This window comes from Parafannyhessea umbonata, from assembly GCF_900105025.1.
GTDB lineage: Bacteria > Actinomycetota > Coriobacteriia > Coriobacteriales > Atopobiaceae > Parafannyhessea > Parafannyhessea umbonata.
The window spans coordinates 1,721,195-1,739,990 of the sequence record NZ_LT629759.1 but is presented as its reverse complement, the minus strand read 5'-3'; the positions used below and the strand labels follow the sequence as shown (position 1 = coordinate 1,739,990).

Annotated in this window: 15 protein-coding genes; 14 read left to right on the top strand and 1 reads right to left on the bottom strand. The window is 63.8% G+C overall.

All coding sequences use genetic code 11. From position 1 onward, the window contains the following. Positions 1 to 75 precede the first annotated feature (75 nt). Genes nudC through BLT96_RS07810 form a run of 3 tightly spaced genes read left to right on the top strand, consistent with a single transcriptional unit; the run spans position 76 to position 2,863 of the window. On the top strand, positions 76 to 984 hold the full coding sequence (nudC, locus tag BLT96_RS07820; RefSeq protein ID WP_090863318.1) for an NAD(+) diphosphatase: 909 nt from the start codon (positions 76 to 78) through the stop codon (positions 982 to 984). Continuing rightward, positions 971 to 2,197 carry an LCP family protein gene (locus BLT96_RS07815; protein WP_090863315.1) on the top strand — a complete coding sequence of 409 codons (1,227 nt, stop codon included), beginning with the start codon at positions 971 to 973 and terminating at the stop codon, positions 2,195 to 2,197. Before nudC ends, BLT96_RS07815 begins: the two co-directional genes overlap by 14 nt. 39 nt (positions 2,198 to 2,236) lie before the next feature. After that, positions 2,237 to 2,863, top strand: a complete 627-nt coding sequence (locus tag BLT96_RS07810; RefSeq protein ID WP_090845138.1) for a histidine phosphatase family protein — start codon at positions 2,237 to 2,239, stop codon at positions 2,861 to 2,863. A gap of 89 nt (positions 2,864 to 2,952) precedes the next feature. On the opposite strand, the gene BLT96_RS07805 is transcribed toward BLT96_RS07810, so the two are convergent. Beyond that, a complete protein-coding gene (locus BLT96_RS07805; protein ID WP_272867365.1) occupies positions 2,953 to 3,867 on the bottom strand; it encodes an Rpn family recombination-promoting nuclease/putative transposase in 915 nt (304 codons plus the stop codon). Between the two features lie 575 nt (positions 3,868 to 4,442). Here BLT96_RS07805 and BLT96_RS07800 point away from each other — a divergent pair. The 11 genes from BLT96_RS07800 to leuB all read left to right on the top strand — a co-directional run bounded on the left by BLT96_RS07800 (position 4,443) and on the right by leuB (position 18,773). Beyond that, positions 4,443 to 5,978, top strand: a complete 1,536-nt coding sequence (locus BLT96_RS07800) for a 2-isopropylmalate synthase (protein ID WP_090845134.1) — start codon at positions 4,443 to 4,445, stop codon at positions 5,976 to 5,978. A 1-nt stretch (position 5,979) separates the two neighbouring features. Next, positions 5,980 to 7,692 (top strand): biosynthetic-type acetolactate synthase large subunit, encoded by a 1,713-nt coding sequence (gene ilvB / locus BLT96_RS07795; protein WP_090863309.1) that lies wholly within the window; start codon positions 5,980 to 5,982, stop codon positions 7,690 to 7,692. A 4-nt stretch (positions 7,693 to 7,696) separates the two neighbouring features. After that, positions 7,697 to 8,203 (top strand): acetolactate synthase small subunit, encoded by a 507-nt coding sequence (gene ilvN, locus BLT96_RS07790; protein ID WP_090845130.1) that lies wholly within the window; start codon positions 7,697 to 7,699, stop codon positions 8,201 to 8,203. 98 nt (positions 8,204 to 8,301) lie between these two features. Further along, positions 8,302 to 9,345: a ketol-acid reductoisomerase gene (gene ilvC / locus BLT96_RS07785; protein WP_256324467.1), complete on the top strand. Its 1,044-nt coding sequence runs from the start codon at positions 8,302 to 8,304 to the stop codon at positions 9,343 to 9,345. Between the two features lie 428 nt (positions 9,346 to 9,773). Beyond that, positions 9,774 to 11,492 carry a biosynthetic-type acetolactate synthase large subunit gene (gene ilvB, locus BLT96_RS07780; protein WP_197674344.1) on the top strand — a complete coding sequence of 573 codons (1,719 nt, stop codon included), beginning with the start codon at positions 9,774 to 9,776 and terminating at the stop codon, positions 11,490 to 11,492. A gap of 59 nt (positions 11,493 to 11,551) precedes the next feature. Next, entirely contained in the window at positions 11,552 to 12,748 is a 1,197-nt protein-coding gene (gene ilvA, locus BLT96_RS07775; protein WP_090863306.1) for a threonine ammonia-lyase, read from the top strand. A gap of 54 nt (positions 12,749 to 12,802) precedes the next feature. Beyond that, positions 12,803 to 14,494 (top strand): dihydroxy-acid dehydratase, encoded by a 1,692-nt coding sequence (gene ilvD, locus BLT96_RS07770; protein ID WP_090863303.1) that lies wholly within the window; start codon positions 12,803 to 12,805, stop codon positions 14,492 to 14,494. Position 14,495: 1 nt separating this feature from the next. After that, a complete protein-coding gene (locus BLT96_RS07765) occupies positions 14,496 to 15,752 on the top strand; it encodes an ATP-binding protein (protein WP_090863300.1) in 1,257 nt (418 codons plus the stop codon). 12 nt (positions 15,753 to 15,764) lie between these two features. Further along, positions 15,765 to 17,036, top strand: a complete 1,272-nt coding sequence (leuC, locus tag BLT96_RS07760) for a 3-isopropylmalate dehydratase large subunit (RefSeq protein WP_090863297.1) — start codon at positions 15,765 to 15,767, stop codon at positions 17,034 to 17,036. Between the two features lie 13 nt (positions 17,037 to 17,049). Next, positions 17,050 to 17,553 (top strand): 3-isopropylmalate dehydratase small subunit, encoded by a 504-nt coding sequence (gene leuD / locus BLT96_RS07755; protein ID WP_090863294.1) that lies wholly within the window; start codon positions 17,050 to 17,052, stop codon positions 17,551 to 17,553. Positions 17,554 to 17,621: 68 nt separating this feature from the next. Continuing rightward, complete coding sequence (leuB, locus tag BLT96_RS07750) at positions 17,622 to 18,773, top strand: 3-isopropylmalate dehydrogenase (RefSeq protein ID WP_090863291.1); 1,152 nt, start codon at positions 17,622 to 17,624, stop codon at positions 18,771 to 18,773. Positions 18,774 to 18,796: the final 23 nt, after the last annotated feature.

The following is an 18,796-nucleotide window of genomic DNA, read 5'->3' as shown; positions in this document are numbered from 1 at the left end:
TTGCGGCCAGGGTATATGCTCTTCTCACCTGTGCCGCCCGCCGGGCGGCCGACGCGCCCTGGGAGGACCCATAACGTGATTCAGGACATCGGCGACCATGGCTTCGACAACGCGTACGCTCCCAAGGAGCCTACGCCCGAGGCGTACGCCCTCGCATACCAGGGCGACAACGTACTTCTGGCCGAGAAGGACGGCAACCTCGTGCTGCCGCGCGTTCGCGACTGGCAGGCCGTGCTTGGCCCGGAAGCCCGTGGGGTGGGCGCGCTGGCGCCACGCTACCTCTTCCGCGTCGACGGGAACGACTTCTTCCTGGTGGACGAGGCTGCGATCCAGACGGGCGTCGTGGGCATGCCGCGCGGCTTCGTGTTCGCGTCCGTGCAGACCATGCGCTTCTACCAGCCGCGATGGCTCGCGTTCGCGGCCGTCACCGGGCTGCAGCTTTCGAGGTGGTACCTCAACAACCGCTACTGCGGCCGCTGCGGCTGCGAGCTGGGACACGTTGCCACCAGCCGCGAGCTCGCGTGCCCCTCGTGCGGAAACGTCGTGTACCCGCGCATCAATCCTTGCATCATCGTGGGTATCACGCGGGGCGACAGCCTCCTGCTCACCAAGTTCGCCCAGGGGCGGTACAAGCACTACGCCCTCGTGTCGGGCTTCTGCGAGGTGGGCGAGACGCTGGAGCAGACCATCGAGCGCGAGGTAATGGAGGAGGTGGGCCTGCGCGTCCGCAACATCCGCTACTACAAGAGCCAGCCGTGGTCGTTTTCCGACTCGCTGCTCATGGGGTTCTTCGCGGACGTGGACGGCGACCCGACGGCGCGGCCCGACCACGTCGAGCTCTCCGTCGCGCGATGGGTGGCAAGACGCGACCTCCCGCGCGAACACGAGGACACGTCGAGCCTCACGAACGAGATGATCGAGCTCTTCGCCCGCGGCGACGAGCCGATGCCCAACCAGCGGGGAGGACGCGATGGTGCAGTATAGGCCGGGCGGCAGCCGCGATGACGGTGCGGACGCCTACGACTACGATGACCCGCGTCGCTATACCTCACGTCAGCGGGGACGACAGGGACGGCCTGAAAGCAGGAACGGCGGCGCCGTGGTGAGCCGTCGCTCTCGTCTGGGAGACGCCCTCCGCGACATCGGCCGGGGAGAAGGGCGTCGCTCCCAGGGTCAGGCGGCATCGCAGAGGCCGTACTATCCGCAGCAGCAGTCCTTTGGCCAGCAGGGGTATCCGCAGCAGTACGGCTATCCCGAGCAGCCGGCCTATCAGGGGGAGCCTAGGAGGCGCCCGCACCGCGCCCGAAACGTCCTTCTCACCGTCCTCGCCGTTATCGTTGGACTCTACCTCTTGATATGCGTTCCCATAGACCGGAGCATTGCGTTTTCCGATGACGTTGCGACGAGCCTTTCGAGTGAGCTGTCCATGCACGTTCCGCTCACGCCCTACTACGTGCTCGCCCTTGGCTCGGACGCGCGGGAGGGCGACACGGTAAGCAGGACGGACACGATGATTCTGTGTCGTATAGACCCGCTAGCTGCCAAGGTGACCATGGTATCCATACCGCGAGACACGATGGTGCAGATAGACGGCCATGGTACGCAGAAGATTAACGCGGCATACGCGTTTGGTGGCGCAGCGGCCGCCGTCAAGGCGGTGAAGAGCCTCACGGGGGTAGGCGTCAGCCATGTGGCCCTCGTCCACTTCGACGGTATCGAGGCGCTCGTGAACGCGCTCGGGGGCGTCACGGTCGACGTACCCGTGGACGTGAACGACCCGGGCTACACAGGTCTTGTGCTCCCTGCTGGCACGCACGAGATGGATGGGCATACGGCGATGCTCTTCTCGCGCGTGCGGCATGGGTTTGCGAATGGTGACTACCAGCGGCAGGAGGACCAGCGGATACTGATTTCGGCAATCATGAAGAAGGCCCTGTCAAACCCGTTGTCGCTACCCTCCGTCGGGAAGGCCATGGGCGGACTCCTGTCCACAACGATGCGCTGCTACAACATCATTCCGCTCCTCACCCGCTTTGCGATTGGTGGGCCCACGATATACAGTGCCTCCATTCCCTCGAGTCCACAGACGATAGGCGGCGTTTCCTACGTCGTGGCGGACGAGCAGGCCACGGCGACCATGATGCAGGTTGTCAACCAGGGAGGGGACCCCTCGACGGTCGCGAATGGCGTTCAGTAGCCACTGTCGACCCGATGATTTCAATAAGGATGTGCATGCATGAAAAAGGTCACTTTCTACTATGTTCGCCACGGAAGAACCGAGTTCAACCGCGACAAGATAATCCAGGGGGGTAGGGTCGACTCGCCCCTTGTGTCCGAGAGCGTTCCCGCGATCGAGAGGAGTGCAAAAGCCCTTTCGCAGATAGAGTTTGCGAGGTGCTACGTCTCACCCCTAAACCGCACCCATCAGACGGCAGAGGTGCTGCTCGCGGGGAGGAACGTCGAGACAAGGGTGAATGCGAATCTCCGTGAGTTCGACTTTGGTGACATCGACGGCAAGCCCTATAAGGACAACAGGGGTACGTTTACTCGCTGCTTCCTTCGTCAGGACTTCTCGTCCGTGGGTGGCGAGAGCGGGAAAGAGGTGCGCGAACGCGTGAGGCGCGCCTTCAAGAAGATGTACAAAGAGAGTGCCGATGGCGACAACATTTTGGTGGTTGGGCATGGCGCCTACCTGCGGTATGTGGTGCTAGAGTTCGCAAAGATGTCCGGTTTCTCCCGGAGGTTGGTAAGCACCACCATGCGCGTGCCAAATGCGGGTATTGCAACCATCGTGGCGACGGATGGCGAATTCGAGCTCGTGTGTATGCCGGTAAAGGCGGAGAAGTTCAGGCCAGTCAATTAGCGCGGTGGGGGGCGGCGTGCCGCCCCCGGCTAGTTGCTATGTGCGTGCCTATACGTGGACTTGGTACAGCGGTCTATAGACGCTATGCGTTATTCCAAGCCGATGGAGTATTCGCTGAATAGGTTCGCCCTAAACGCGGGGTCCGCAGCTGCGCGAACGATGTCATCTTGTCGCCCGTCTTCGTGAAGTCGTGCAACAAGCTCCGCAAGCCGTTCCTCGCCGATGGTCTGGCCTTCTTCGAGCCCGAGCTTGTGTCCCTCATCTAACCCGAGCTTGTGCCCCTCGTCTAGGCCAAGCTTTCGTCCCTCGTCGAGCCCCAGCCGACGACCTTCCTCAAGACCAAGCTTGCGGCCTTCCTCGAGACCGAGCTCGCGACCCTTGTCGACATTGAGCTGATCCTTGATTGCCTGCATCATGAACTCAAGCCTCCATTTGCGGTTGTCGAGGACGTGCTCCACGGCCTCGTTGAGCCTTGAGGAGAGCTCTCCCGTGACCTTTCGAGAGGAAATGTAGTCAAGGAGCTCGTTTACCCGTGGGCCCTCCTGCGGTTCCGTGGGCGAAGTGGCTGCGAGAAAGATGGTATGCACTCCGTCGTTCAGACAGAGGTCTGAATCGTCCTCGCAACGGCTTTGGAATGAGTATACCCTGCGTCCCAACCCAAATAAATCGAACCCGCAGATGAATATGACGTAGGAATCCCTAAGAGAGCGGTAAGGGGCACCCTTGCCAATCTGGGAGAGGGCAAGCATCGCGTGATAGTAGCGTGAGCGTTGCGGAAGCTCATGCGTATCAGTTGCCTGCATCTCGACGCTGTAGACCGTTCCCCTGTCATCACGGACGTAGACGTCAAGACGTACGCCGTGTCCGTCTTCGGTCACATCGATGGCATCCTGACGCCCAACGTACTCGATCTTCTCGATGTCAGTGGCGAGAATTGCCTCGAGCACCTCCTTGCAGAGGTCCTCGTCGAGCATGACCTTTCCGAAGACGAAATCGTTCGCAATGGTGAGTGACTTCCAACGAGCCTCGACTCCTGCACCAGATTTCTGATGTCCTGCTCCATGTGTGCGCTCCTCTCCATGAATCGAACAAACGTTCTATTGTTGAACTATAGCATGCCGCACACCCCTTTGCAACAGGGAATTTGCTGCAGACAAATGCGAGATGGCTAGGACTGTGCCATTGCGGTAACGATGCTTCCCGACCAATTGTTTCCGCTTGGAGAAGCGGGAGGAGTTTTTCTCGACCAGCGTCCCACGCTGTGGCATATTGTCCATCAACGCATCCGTGTGGATGCGAATGTTTAAGGAGCGAAAGCGATGACCAACGACTTCGTCGCATACAAGGACTTCACCGACCTCGCGGCCAGCCGCGTGGTACTTGGTGTCGTTTCCTCGCTCCTACTAGCGAGCGCGCGCTAGGCTGCACGTAGGTTGCTGCTAGCGCGTAATGTTTGACCCGCCGGAACGTGGGTTTGGCGCTCGCATCCCGTTTTCACATAGTGCGGCGTCGGCTCTATCCGACGGATGGTTGTTTGCGTATCTATTGACGTGTCGCACCGTCCGAGAGGAGTCATTTCATGACCCGCAAGATCAACATCTTCGACACCACGTTGCGAGACGGCGAGCAGTCGCCTGGCGCATCGATGAACACCGAGGAGAAGCTCGTTATTGCCCAGCAGTTGCTCCGGATGAACGTGGACGTAATCGAGGCCGGTTTCCCCATCTCGTCTCCTGGCGACTTCCGCTCTGTCCAGGAAATCGGTCGCCTGGCGGGCGACGATGCCGTCGTAGTTGGCCTCACGCGCGCAGTGGACAAGGACATCGACCGTGCTGCCGAGGCTCTGAAGACCGCCAAGCGTCCCCGCATACACACCGGACTCGGCGTTTCTCCCCAGCATCTGCAAGAGAAGCTGCGCATTAGCGAGGACGAGTGCATCGAGCGTGCGATCCACTGCGTCAAGTACGCCAAGAAGTACGTGGACGACGTCGAGTTCTACGCCGAGGACGCTGGTCGTGCCGACCAGAAGTTCCTCGAGCGCGTGATCCAGGCCGCCGTCGACGCAGGTGCGACCGTCGTGAACATCCCCGATACGACGGGCTACCAGATGCCCGACGACTTTGGCGCGCGCATCAAGGGCCTCTGCGACAACGTGCGTGGCATCGAGAACGTGACCATCAGCGTTCATACCCACAATGACCTGGGCATGGCGACGGCACTGGCGCTCGCGGGCGTCAAGAACGGCGCCACGCAGATCGAGTGCACCATCAACGGCCTGGGCGAGCGTGCGGGCAACACCGCCCTCGAAGAGGTCGTAATGGCCATCAAGATGCACGGCGACGAGCTCGATGCGCACACCGGCATCGTAACCCAGGAGCTCACGAGGGCAAGCCACCTGGTCAGCCGCATCACCGGCATGAACGTGCAGGCGAACAAGGCCATCGTTGGCTCCAACGCCTTCGCGCACTCTTCCGGCATCCACCAGGACGGCGTGCTGAAGGCGCGCGACACCTACGAGATTCTCGATCCCGCGGACGTGGGTGCGGCCGGTTCGGAGATCATCCTGAGCGCACGCAGTGGCCACGCGGCTCTGAAGCACCGTCTGGCAGAGCTGGGCTACACGTTTCCGGACAACGAGTTCGATGAGATTTACCAGCGCTTCCTGGAGATTGCGGACCAGAAGAAGGAAGTGTACGACGAGGACCTCGAGTCCATGGTGCAGGAGCGTCAGCGCGACGCATCTGCCATCTACACCCTCGACGCGCTTCAGGTCTCCTGCGGCGACCCGCTGGTTCCGACGGCGACGGCGACCATCAGCGACGAGTCGGGCGAGAAGCACGTGGTGTGCGCGACTGGCACCGGCCCCGTGGACGCCGCGTACAAGGCGGTCGACCAGGTCGTCAGCGTCCACGGTGACCTGCAGGAGTTCTCCGTCAAGGCCGTCACGCGCGGCATCGACGCGCTGGGGGAGGTGACCGTACGCATCCAGGCCGAAGACGGTCGAGTATTCACTGGCCGCGGCTCCGACAACGACATCGTCGTATCTTCCGCGAAGGCATACGTTAACGCAATCAACCGCATGATTCAGACGCAGCGCTCGAACGAAGGAAAGTAGTATGAGGCGAATCTCTGGCGCACAGGGCATTGTCGAGACCCTCGTCTCCGAGGGTGTCGACACCGTGTTTGGCTATCCGGGCGGGACCGTGCTCGAGCTGTTCGACGCTCTCTACGATGCGACGGACAAGATTCGGGTCATCGAGCCGACGCACGAGCAGCATGGCTGCCACTCGGCGGACGGCTACGCTCGGGCGACTGGAAAGACGGGCGTCGTGATCGCGACCTCCGGTCCGGGCGCGACGAACCTGGTGACGGGCATTGCCACGGCGTACCTGGACTCCGTACCGCTGATTGCCATTACGGGCAACGTGTCGAACCAGATGATCGGAACGGATGCGTTCCAGGAGCTTGACATCACGGGCGTCACGCTGCCAATCACGAAGCACAACTACTTCGTGCGCGACGCGAACCGCCTGCAGGAGGTGCTGCGCGAGGCGTTCCGACTTGCGAACTCTGGCAGGCGGGGCCCCGTCCTCGTGGACATTCCCGCCGACGTCCAGCGTGCGATGATCGACTGGCAGGATGCGGGGCCGCTTCCCGCCGACGAGCCTCCCCGTGCGTCCAGAGATGAGCTTGAGGCAGCTGCCACAGCGATAAACAGGTCTCGCAGGCCGTTCGTGTACTTCGGTGGCGGGGCCGTCTGGTCCGGTGCGTCGCAGGAGATCATCGACTTCGCGAAGAAGATCGGAGCTCCCATCGGGTGCTCGCTCATGGGCGTCTCGGGCGTCCCGACCGACGCGCCCGGCTTCCTGGGCATGGAGGGCATGCACGGGCACTTCGCCAGCACGAGGGCGATGTACGAGTGCGACTGCCTCATCGCGCTTGGTGCCCGCTTCAACGACAGGTCTACGGGTGACCGCACGAAGTTCGCCCCAAGTGGCAAGGTCGTCCACGTGGACGTCGACACGTCCGAGTTCTCGAAGAGCCTCGAGGACCAGGTGGAGGTCAAGAGCGACGTGCGGGCCTTCTTGGAGGACGTGGCCGAGCTCATAGAGCCCAACACCCACGAGGAGTGGGTACGCCACGTGCGAGAGCTTCGTGCCCAGGAACGCGGCTACGCGGACTATCGAGAAGGGCTGACCCCCAAGAACGTAATGGAGGCCATAGACGCGGCGCGCTCAGAGGACGTGGCAGTCGTGACTGACGTCGGTCAGCACCAAATGTGGGCCGCGCAGTACCTGCGCTTCACGAGGCCAAGGACGTTCATCACCTCTGGCGGCCTGGGGACGATGGGCTTTGGCCTTGGTGCCGCGAACGGGGTTGCGCTGGCGACCGGCAGGCCCTCCATCCTGGTGACCGGCGACGGCTCCTTCGCCATGGACATGGCGGAGATGATCACGGCGGCGGACCACCACATACCCGTGTGCATCGTGCTTCTGAACAACGGGGTGCTCGGAATGGTCCGCCAGATGCAGTCGCTCTTCAAGGGGCAGCGCTATGCCATGACCACCCTGAGGCATGGCGGTGCAGACTTCTGTGCGATTGCTCGGGGGATGGGGGCCGAGGCAACGAGGGTCCAGACGATCGAGGAGTTCTCCGAAGCCTTGGGGCGGGCACTTCTCGCCCAGGGCGACCCTGCGACGGCGGGGCCGAAGCTCATCGAGGTGCCGATAGACAAGGACGAGTTCGTCACGCCCGTGCTGAGGATCGGGGCGTCCATGGACGAGCTGATTGTGAACATGGACGACGTCCGTGCCAGGATGGGGAGGTAGACGGATGACCACGTACAACATCGCCATCATGGTCAGGAACGAGTACGGCGTCCTCAATCGTGTTACCAGCATGTTCAGGCGCAGGCAGTTCAACATCCTGAGCCTGACGGTGTCCGAGACCGAGACGGAGAGGCTGAGCCGCATCACGGTGCAGTATGAGGGCGAGGAGCGCTCGAAGCGCCAGCTTGTCGCACAGCTTGCCAAGCTGCCGGACGTCATCTCGTGGAAGGAGTTCGACCCGGAGGACTCCATCAGCTGTGAGCTGCTGCTGATCAAGATGGCGAACCGCAACGAGACGCGCTCGCAGGTGCTTGACGCGGCGGACGCGTTCAGGGCGAAGATCGTGGACTACACCCGCGACTCCATCGTCTTCAGGATTGCTGGGGGAAGCAGGCGCATCGACAACTTCATCGATCTGATGCGCGACTTCGAGATTCTTGAGGTGTGTCGTACGGGGGTCGTGAGCCTGGAGCGCGGTCCGAGCGTGATGAGGGACGTGGCGAGCGTCTAGGCGCGATTTGAAGGATATGTGCCGCACATCGCAAGCGTGTTAACAAAGGGAGACCCAGACTCCCCATGGGAGTCTCTGTCACATAGAGTTTCCGTACCATCCATCGAACGAAAGGAAAACAGATGGCATTCAGGATGTTCCACGAGCAGGATTGCGACGTCAGCAAGCTCGACGGCAAGAAGGTCGCAATCATTGGCTACGGCTCTCAGGGTCACGCGCACGCGCTGAACCTGAAGGATTCCGGCGTGGACGTGAAGGTTGGTCTGCGCCCCGGTTCCAAGTCTAAGGCGAAGGCCGAGAAGCAGGGCCTCGAGGTCGTCTCTAACGCCGAGGCCGCCAAGTGGGCTGACATCATCATGATCCTGATCAACGACGAGTATCAGGCCAAGATGTACAAGGAGGACATCGAGCCGAACCTCGCCCCGGGTAAGACCATCGCCTTTGCGCACGGCTTCAACATCCACTACGGCTGCATCACCGTCCGCCCGGACTGCAACGTGATCATGGTTGCCCCCAAGGCTCCCGGCCACACCGTCCGCTCCACCTACGTCGAGGGCAAGGGCACCCCGTGCCTGGTCTGCGCCCACCAGGACGCCACCGGCGACGCGTTCGACCTCGCCCTGGCCTACGGCGCTGCCATCGGCGGAGCTCGCGCGGCACTTCTCGAGACCGACTTCAAGACCGAGACCGAGACCGACCTCTTTGGCGAGCAGAACGTCCTCTGCGGCGGCGTGACCGACCTGATGGAGGCCGGCTTCAACACGCTGGTCGAGGCGGGCTACGATCCTCGCAACGCCTACTTCGAGTGCATCCACGAGATGAAGCTGATCGTCGACCTCATCTACGAGAGCGGCTTCGCTGGCATGCGCTCCTCCATCTCCAACACCGCGGAGTACGGCGACTACACCGCCGGTCCGCACGTGATCACCGAGGCCGCCAAGGAGGGCATGCGCTACAACCTGAAGCGCATCCAGAATGGCGAGTTCGCCAAGGAGTTCCTGCTTGACATGTCCGAGGAGAGCCACCAGGTCCACTTCAAGGCGATGCGTCGGCAGCAGGCCGAGACCCTGATGGAGGAGACCGGCAAGAAGATCCGCGCCCTGTATGCGTGGAACGACGAGGACAAGCTCCTGAACAACTAGGGGGTCCTTCGACGGCCGGATAGACCGTGAGAAGAGCGTGGGAACGCGGCTTGGGCATCTGTCCTGGGCCGCGTTCCCTTTTTGGTCTCTACCAGCCGCTTTGTGACTCGGCTGATGGCAATGCAACCACTTTGTTACGAGCGCGGAGCATCTATGGAGAAGCGTGTCGTGGTGTGCAAATATAGGTGTTCACGGTTCGTAACGATTCAGACGTTTGGAGGAGGATGCCCGATGACGGAGGCAAGGTCTAACGGTCGCGGACACATGGTCTTCTCCGCTGAAATCCTAATTATTATCTAGTTGCAGCCTCTTTTTACAAAGGGGTTGCAACGCATGTGGGTCTTCGCCAGGGGCGGGGACTCTTTTTATTAGACATCAGATGAGGTTCGAGGAAGCGACGCGACAGGGCAAAAGGGGAAAGGGGACCGATGGAACTGCAGCTGACAGGGGCTCAGATTCTGCTGGAATGCCTCAAGGAGCAGGGAGTGGACACCGTCTTTGGGTATCCCGGCGGCACGATTCTGGACGTATACGACGCTCTGTACCAGACGAGCGGCATCAACCACTATCTTGTGAGCCACGAGCAGGGTGCCGCTCACGCCGCGGACGGCTACGCTCGCTCCACGGGGCGCGTGGGCGTGTGCTTTGCGACGTCCGGTCCCGGCGCCACGAACCTGACGACCGGCATCGCAACCGCGATGGCGGACAGCTCGCCCGTGGTGGCCATCAGCTGCAACGTCACGTCCCAGCTGCTGGGCAAGAACTCGTTCCAAGAGGTGGACAGCACCGCGGTCATGAAGCCGATCACGAAGTGGACGCGCCAGGTGTCCGACGTGAGCGAGCTCGCCTCCGTCGTGCGCGCGGCGTTTTTGGTAGCGCGCTCCGGCAGGCCTGGTCCCGTGTTCCTGGACATCACGAAGGACGTCACCCAGACGTTCACCTCGTATGCGCCCGTCCACCTTTCCGAGCACCTCTCGCACCTTGCGCCCGGCCTTCTGCCCGACGAGCTTCGCGCGTCGCTCGAGCCGCCCGCGGTCGACGCGGCGGACGTAGACGAGGTAGTCCAGATGGTGCTGGAGTCGAAGCGCCCGATGATCATCTGCGGCGGCGGCGTGGTGCGCAGCAGGGCCAACGGCGAGCTCAACCGCTTTGCGAACCAGATCGACGCGCCCGTTGCCATCACGGTCATGGGCGGTGGCGGCTTCAGGGGACGCGACCCCCTGACCACGGGCATGATTGGCATGCACGGCTCCCAGGCCTCGAACATGGCCGTCGACAACTGCGATTTGCTGCTTGCGCTTGGCTGCAGGTTCTCGGACCGCATCGCCCTCAAGCCCGACACGTTCGCCTCGAAGGCGAAGATCGTCCAGATCGACATCGACCCGGCCGAGATCGGCAAGAACGTCCACTGCGAGAAGGGCATCCAGGGCGACGTGCGACAGGTGCTCCAGCTGCTGCTCAAGCGACTCGAGTCCGCGGGGCAGCTCGACCACTCGGAGTGGAAGGAGTTCGTGTTCTCGTATCCCACCGAGACGGTGTACGACGAGGAGGAGGGCCACCTCACCCCGAAGCAGGTGGATGACGTCGTCGCACGCCTGTGTCCGCAGGACACCATCGTGACGACGGACGTCGGTCAGCACCAGATGTGGGCCATCCAGCACTTCCACTACGACTATCCCGGCCAGCTGCTCACTTCGGGCGGGTTCGGCACCATGGGCTTTGGCCTGGGTGCTGCCATTGGCGCGCAGGTGGGCAACCCCACAAAGCGCGTCATCCACGTCACGGGCGACGGCTCGTTCCGCATGAACTGCATCGAGCTCGCGACCGAGGAGCACTACAAGCTGCCCATCATCACCATCATCTACGACAACGAGGTCCTGGGTATGGTGCACCAGTGGCAGACGCTCATCTACAACGGGCACTACTCCCAGACGAACCTCGACCGCCCGCCCTCGTGGCCGGACCTGGCTCGCGCCTACGGCCTGGACGGCAGGCGCGTCTCGACCGTCGCGGACTTCGAGGCGGCGCTGCGCGAGGCGCTCGGCTGTGGTCACGGCTACGTGATCGACGTGGTGCTCGACCGTGACGAGATGGTGCGTCCCATGGTCCCCGGCGGCCAGCACATCACGAACTTCCTCGCGGTCTAGCAAACCGCCAGTAGCAAAAGTGGGAAACCCCAGTTCAAACCCAAGAAAGGAACCTCAGGATGCTCTCACTGGACAAGGTGTACAACGCAGCATACGCTCTGCGCGGGGTCGCTCGAAAGACCGACCTCATTGCGGCACCCAACCTGGTCGAAGGGATGGACCTGCACCTGAAGACGGAGAACCTGCAGGTCACCGGCTCGTTCAAGATTCGCGGCGCATACTACAAGATCAATCGTCTCAGCAAGGACGAGCTGTCCCGCGGCATCATCGCGTGCAGTGCGGGCAACCACGCGCAGGGCGTCGCCCTTGCGGCGACGCGCCTGGGCGTCAAGAGCGTCGTGTGCATGCCGGACGGCGCCCCCATCATGAAGGTGGAGAACACGCGCAGGCTCGGTGCGGAGGTGCGCCTGGTCAAGGGCACGTACGATGATGCCCACGACGAGGCCGTCCGCCTGCAGGAGGAGACGGGCGCAACGTTCATTCACCCGTACGACGACGAGGACGTGATCGCAGGCCAGGGCACCATCGGCCTCGAGATCCTCGATCAGCTCGACGGCGTGGACGCGGTCGTCGTTCCCGTCGGCGGTGGCGGGCTCATCTCAGGCGTCGCGCTCGCCATCAAGAGCCTACGCCCGCAGTGCAAGGTCTACGGCGTCCAGGCGGAGGGTGCCTCCGCGTTCGCGGACGCGTTCCGCCAGGACAAGTGGGCCGCCTCCGACTCCGCCGTCACGTTCGCGGACGGCATCCAGGTCAAGGTCCCCGGCACCCTGAACTTCGAGATGGTCGAGAAGTACGTCGACGACATCGTGACCGTCTCGGACGACGAGATCGCCGCCGCGATTCTCGCGCTCATGGAACGCCAGAAGCTCGTCGCGGAGGGCGCGGGTGCGACGCCGGTCGCGGCCTGCATGTTCGGTCACCTGCCCGTCGAGGGCAAGCGCGTCGTCTGCGTCATAAGCGGTGGCAACATCGATGTGAACATCCTGTCGCGCGTCATCAACCGCGGCCTTGCCATGAGTGGCCGCAAGGTCACGCTCTCGCTTAAGCTCACGGACAAGCCGGGCCAGCTGGAGCAGGTCAGCCACATCATCGCGGAGCTCGGCGCGAACGTTGTGTCCGTCGACTACGACCTGACCGATCCCGACCTGCCCATCTCGAGCTGCATCCTGCGCGTGGGCATGGAGACCCGTGACAACAAGCAGATAGAGGAGATCCGCCAGCACCTGCAGGACGCGGGCTTCTCGCTTGCGAACTAGTTAAAGAGGTAATAATGCGCGCCCCCGGTGGGCGAGAAGAACAAGGAGGAACCAATGGAAGAGGCTCCGGATCGCGAGCATTTCGCGAGCGATGAGATTAAGTTTGGCGCGCGCAACGCGGCGCATCGCTCGCTGTTCCATGCGCTCGGTTGGACCGAGGAGGAGATGCACCGCCCCATCGTGGGCATCGTGAGTTCCCAGAACGAGATCGTCCCCGGCCACATGAACATCGACAAGATCGTCGAGGCCGTCAAGATGGGCGTTGCCATGGCCGGTGGCATGCCCGTGGTGTTCCCCGCGATTGCTGTGTGCGACGGCATCGCCATGGGCCACACCGGCATGAAGTACAGCCTCGTCACGCGCGACCTTATCGCGGACTCCACGGAGTGCATGGCGCTCGCGCATGGCTTCGACGCGCTCGTGATGGTCCCGAACTGCGACAAGAACGTTCCCGGCCTGCTCATGGCAGCGGCACGCGTGAACGTGCCCACGGTGCTCGTGTCTGGCGGTCCCATGCTCGCCGGTCACGTCCACGGCTGCAAGACCAGCCTCTCGTCCATGTTCGAGGCGCAGGGCAGCTACTCCGCCGGCAAGATGAGCGAGGAGGACCTGGAGGACTACGCGCGAAAGGTGTGCCCGACGTGCGGCTCGTGCTCTGGCATGTACACCGCGAACTCAATGAACTGCCTGACCGAGGTCATCGGCATGGGCCTCTCTGGCAACGGCACCATCCCCGCCGTATACTCCGCGCGCCTGGAGCTCGCGAAGCACGCCGGCATGGCCGTCATGGAGATGCTTCGCCGCGACATACGCCCGCGCGACATCATGACGAGGGAGGCGTTCGCGAACGCGCTCACCGTCGACATGGCCCTCGGCTGCTCCACCAACACGATGCTCCACCTGCCCGCCATCGCGCACGAGTGCGGCATCGATCTCAACCTCGACAACGCGAACGAGATGTCGGCCCGCACGCCGAACATCTGCCACCTGGCACCGGCTGGCCGCACGTACATGGAGGACCTCAACGAGGCGGGCGGCATCTACGCCGTCATGAACGAGCTCTCCAAGAAGGGCCTGCTCAACCTCGACTGCATGACGGTCACCGGCAAGACCGTGGGCGAGAACATCGCGAACCACCCCGTGCTCGACCACGACGTGATCCGCCCGGTGGACGACCCGTACTCTGCCACTGGCGGCATCGCCGTCCTGCGCGGCAACCTCGCGCCGGAGGGGTCGGTCGTCAAGCGGGCGGCCGTCGCGCCCAACATGCTCGTCCACGAGGGTCCGGCCCGCGTGTTCGAGAGCGAGGAGGCCGCGCAGCAGGCCATCGACGAGGGCAAGATCGTCGCGGGCGACGTCGTGGTCATCCGCTACGAGGGCCCGAAGGGCGGCCCCGGCATGCGCGAGATGCTGAACCCCACCTCCGCGATCATGGGCCGCGGCCTTGGCGAGTCCGTCGCGCTCATCACGGACGGCCGCTTCTCAGGCGCGACGCGCGGCGCCTGCGTGGGTCACGTTTCCCCCGAGGCGGCAAGCGGCGGCCCGATCGGCATCGTGGAGGAGGGTGACACCATCCTGATCGACATCCCGAATAACCGCATCGAGCTCAAGATCGACAACGCGGAGTACGAGCGCCGCATGGCGGCATTCGTGCCCAAGAAGAAGGAGCTTCACGGCTATCTCAAGCGCTATGCCGCGCTCGTGGGCTCCGGCGCAAACGGCGCCGTCCTCTCGGCGGGGGAGTAGCATGGCCGCGTGGGACACGGGGGTGACGTTCAGGAGGCTCCGCCTCGGCCTGCTCTCGCTCGCGGTCTTCAGGGGCGTGCTCGAAGACGACGTGATCGCCGCGGTCGCGCGCTGCGCCGAGCTGGGAAACCGGCTTGAGGCGGACCCCGCGCGTCCCGGTCTGGAGCACGAGTACGCGGACGCGTATGCGCGGCTGGTGGCGACGCTGCTCGCCACGGGCGACGCCGACCTCGCCACCCACGTGCGCACCGTGGTCCTTGACGATGAGAACGCATACCTCAGGCGCCTCGGTGCGGGGGGACACGTCGCTCAGGAGCTTGAGGATGCCGCGTCAAGCGAGCTCGAGACGCTTGGCATGATGGCGAACCTCACGGCGGAAGTCCTTCTCGCCCCGGTGGGCGAGAAGGACCTTCGCGCGCTGTTGCCCCACTTTGCCAACTCCAGCATCGACCTCCCCGCGGCCTACGCGGAGAGGGCGGCGAGCATCGGTCGCACGGGCTGGGGCATGTATGCCCGCTACCACGTGTTTCGCGTGGACCAAGGACAGATCGTGCCCGTGCGCTACCCTGACCCGCAGCGACTGGAGGACCTCGTGGACTACGAGCGCCAGCGCAACGCCATCCTGGAGAACACGCGTGCGCTGCTGCGCGGGCTTCCCGCCGCGAACATCCTGCTCACGGGGGATGCCGGCACGGGCAAGAGCTCCACGGTCAAGGCCGTGGCAAACGCGCTTGCGCCGGAGGGGCTGCGCATCCTGGAGGTCCGCAAGGAGCAGCTGCGCGCCATCCCGGCGATCCTGGACCAGCTCACGCAGAACCCGCTGAAGTTCGTCATCTTCATCGACGACCTGTCGTTCTCGGCGGACGACGACAACTTCGCGGCGCTGAAGGCCATTCTGGAGGGCTCCGTGTCCGCGAAGTCCGACAACGTCGTGATCTATGCGACGAGCAACCGCCGCCATCTGGTGCGCGAGCGTTTCAGCGACCGCGACGGCGACGACGTGCACCAGCGCGACACGATTCAGGAGATCGTCTCGCTTTCCGACCGCTTTGGCATCCACCTTACGTTCTACAAGCCCGACAAGGGCGTCTACCTTGACATTGTCCACAAGCTTGCCGCGGACAGGGGCATCTCTATGGACGAGGGCCAGCTTGACCTTGCCGCCGAGCGCTTCGCAACCAGGCGCGGCGGCCGTTCCGCCCGCGGGGCGCGACAGTTTGTGGACTCGCTTCTGGCGACGCCCGACACGCTCAACTAGGAAGGAGCAACCATGGCACGTCCCATGACGATGGCAGAGAAGATCCTCGCCGACCATGCAGGCCTCGACGAGGTCGTCCCCGGCCAGCTTATCGAGTGCGACCTCGACGGCGTGCTCGCCAACGACATTACGGCACCAATCGCCATCAAGACGGTGCGCGAGATTGGAGCAGGCGTCTTCGACCCGACGAAGATCTTCCTCGTTCCGGACCACTACAGCCCGAACAAGGACATCAAGAGCGCGGAGCAGACGAAGGTCACGCGCGACTTTGCCCACGAGATGGGCATCACCCACTACTTCGAGCAGGGGTGCATGGGCATCGAGCACGCTCTTCTCCCCGAGAAGGGCATCGTCGGCCCCGGCGACCTCATCATAGGCGCGGACTCCCACACCTGCACGTACGGCGGCATCGGCGCGTTCAGCACGGGCGTTGGCTCCACGGACGCCGGCGTCGGCATGGCGACCGGACGCGCATGGTTCAAGGTGCCCGAGACCATTCGCATCCAGGTGGACGGGGAGCTGCCGGCTGGCGCCTCCGCGAAGGACATCATCCTGTACGTGATCGGCAAGATCGGCGTGGACGGCGCGCTGTACTGCGCCATGGAGTTTGCCGGCTCCACCATCCGGAACCTCTCCGTGGAGGGTCGTCTCACCATCGCGAACATGGCGATCGAGGCAGGCGGCAAGGCGGGGCTCTTCGAGGTGGACGACGTTGCGCGCGCCTGGCTGGACGGCCGCTGCGAGCGCCCGTACAAGGAGTATCACGCGGATCCCGACTGCACGTACAAGCAGGTGGTGAGAATCGATGCGGCAGACGTCGTGCCGCAGGTCTCCTGGCCGCACCTGCCAAGCAACACGCATCCGGTCGCCGAGAGTCGCGACATTGCCATCGACCAGGCCGTCATCGGCAGCTGTACCAACGGCCGCATCGAAGACATGCGCGCTGCCGCGGACGTCCTGCGCGGGCGCACCGTTGACCCGAACGTACGCTGCATCGTGATTCCCGCGACGCAGGGCGTCTGGCTGCAGTGCGTGCACGAGGGTCTCATGGACGTGTTCATCGATGCGCACTGCGTGGTGTCCACCCCCACGTGCGGTCCGTGCCTCGGCGGCTACATGGGCATCCTTGCCGCAGGCGAGCGGTGCGTGAGCTCGACGAACCGCAACTTCGTGGGTCGCATGGGAGACCCCACGTCCGAAGTGTACCTGGCTAGCCCCGCCGTGTGCGCGGCGTCTGCCGTCGCCGGTCACATCGCGCTGCCGTCCGACCTCGACCAAGCCTAAGGGAGATAGCATCATGAAGTTCAAGGGAACCGCATTTCGCTACGGGCGCGACGTCGACACGGACGTGATCATCCCCGCCCGCTACCTCAACACCTCGGATCCGGCAGAGCTCGCGAAGCACTGCCTGGAGGACCTCGACCCCACGTTCGTGGGCAGAGTCAAGAGGGGCGACATCATAGTCGCGGACGAGAACTTTGGCTGTGGCTCTTCTCGCGAGCATGCGCCCGTGGCCATCAAGGCGGCCGGCGTGAGCGTGGTCATCGCGAAGAGCTTTGCGCGCATCTTCTATCGCAACGCCATCAACATCGGACTGCCCATCATGGAGTGCCCGGAGGCGGCGGACGCGATTTCTGACGGCGACGTGGTGTACGTGGACGCGGACACCGGCGTCGTGAGGGACGAGACCACGGGTGCCACGTTCCAGGCGCAGCCGTTCCCGCCGTTCATCCAGGAAATCATCAACGAGGGTGGCCTGGTGGCGCGCACGAAGCGTCAGATGGCCGAGAAGAACGCGTAGCCGGGGCGGATGGCCCCTCGGGAAGTTTGTCGACGGCGCGCCGCACGGGTGCGCCGAAGGAGGTTGTCATGGCGTCGAAGACGTACAGGATATGCACGCTCCCGGGCGACGGGATCGGCCCGGAGATCATCGCGGAGGCGAAACGGCTGCTCGAGGCGGTCGGCACTGCGTGCGACGTGGAGTTTGCGTGCGAGGACCAGCTCATAGGCGGCGCCGCGATCGACGCGACCCGCGAGGCCGGCGAGGACGTGAGCGCGCTTCCCCCTGCGACGCTCGCCGCGGCGGAGGCGGCGGACGCGGTGCTGCTTGCGGCCGTCGGCGGCCCGAAGTGGAACGACACCCGCCCCGGCGCCGTGCGTCCGGAGCAGGGCCTGCTTGCCATCCGCAAGAACCTGGGCCTGTACCTCAACCTGCGTCCCGTTCGCGTGTACGAGGCGCTTCGCGATGCATCTCCGCTGCGCGAGGACAGGCTTGATGGCGTAGATTTGCTCATCGTGCGCGAGCTCACGGGTGGCCTGTACTTTGGCGAGCACCGTCGCGAGCACGGCGTCGAGGGGGCAGGCGTTGCCGGTGCGGCCGGCGACAAGGCGTTCGACACCATGGAGTACTCGGAGTACGAGATCGAGCGCGTCATCCGCTGGGCGTACGAGGCGGCAGCTCGCCGCGACGGCATCGTTACCTCCGTGGACAAGGCAAACGTGCTCGAGACCTCCAGGCTGTGGCGCGAGGTGAACCACCGTCTGAACGAGGAGTATCCGGACGTCGAGGGTGAGGACATGCTCGTGGATAACTGTGCCATGCAGCTGGTCGCGAACCCGTCCCAGTTTGACGTCCTTGTGACGGAGAACACGTTTGGCGACATCCTCTCGGACGAGGCGTCCATGCTGACGGGCTCGCTCGGCATGCTCGCGTCCGCATCGCTCGGCACGGGCACCGCCCTGTACGAGCCGAGCCACGGCTCCGCGCCCGACATCGCAGGCAAGGGCATAGCGAACCCCATTGCGCAGATCCTCTCCGTCGAGCTCATGCTTCGCTACAGCTTCCAGATGGACGACGCGGCGGACGACGTCGCTGGCGCGGTGGAGGACGTGCTGAACGCGGGTTGGCGCACGGCCGACCTTGCGGACGACGACACCCCGGAGGACAAGCGCCTGAGCACCTCGCAGATGGGTGACAAGATCATCGCGGCATTCCAGGCACGAGCCCAGGCCAGGGCGTAGCAAGGCATAGCGATCGGTCGCTC

Excerpts from the sequence above, each read along its gene's own strand:
- BLT96_RS07815 (WP_090863315.1), top strand. The coding sequence starts at position 971 with ATGGTGCAGTATAGGCCGGGCGGCAGCCGCGATGACGGTGCGGACGCC.
- BLT96_RS07810 (WP_090845138.1), top strand. The coding sequence starts at position 2,237 with ATGAAAAAGGTCACTTTCTACTATGTTCGCCACGGAAGAACCGAGTTC.
- BLT96_RS07800 (WP_090845134.1), top strand. The coding sequence starts at position 4,443 with ATGACCCGCAAGATCAACATCTTCGACACCACGTTGCGAGACGGCGAG.
- ilvB (WP_090863309.1), top strand. The coding sequence starts at position 5,980 with ATGAGGCGAATCTCTGGCGCACAGGGCATTGTCGAGACCCTCGTCTCC.
- ilvN (WP_090845130.1), top strand. The coding sequence starts at position 7,697 with ATGACCACGTACAACATCGCCATCATGGTCAGGAACGAGTACGGCGTC.
- ilvB (WP_197674344.1), top strand. The coding sequence starts at position 9,774 with ATGGAACTGCAGCTGACAGGGGCTCAGATTCTGCTGGAATGCCTCAAG.
- ilvA (WP_090863306.1), top strand. The coding sequence starts at position 11,552 with ATGCTCTCACTGGACAAGGTGTACAACGCAGCATACGCTCTGCGCGGG.
- ilvD (WP_090863303.1), top strand. The coding sequence starts at position 12,803 with ATGGAAGAGGCTCCGGATCGCGAGCATTTCGCGAGCGATGAGATTAAG.
- BLT96_RS07765 (WP_090863300.1), top strand. The coding sequence starts at position 14,496 with ATGGCCGCGTGGGACACGGGGGTGACGTTCAGGAGGCTCCGCCTCGGC.
- leuC (WP_090863297.1), top strand. The coding sequence starts at position 15,765 with ATGGCACGTCCCATGACGATGGCAGAGAAGATCCTCGCCGACCATGCA.
- leuD (WP_090863294.1), top strand. The coding sequence starts at position 17,050 with ATGAAGTTCAAGGGAACCGCATTTCGCTACGGGCGCGACGTCGACACG.
- leuB (WP_090863291.1), top strand. The coding sequence starts at position 17,622 with ATGGCGTCGAAGACGTACAGGATATGCACGCTCCCGGGCGACGGGATC.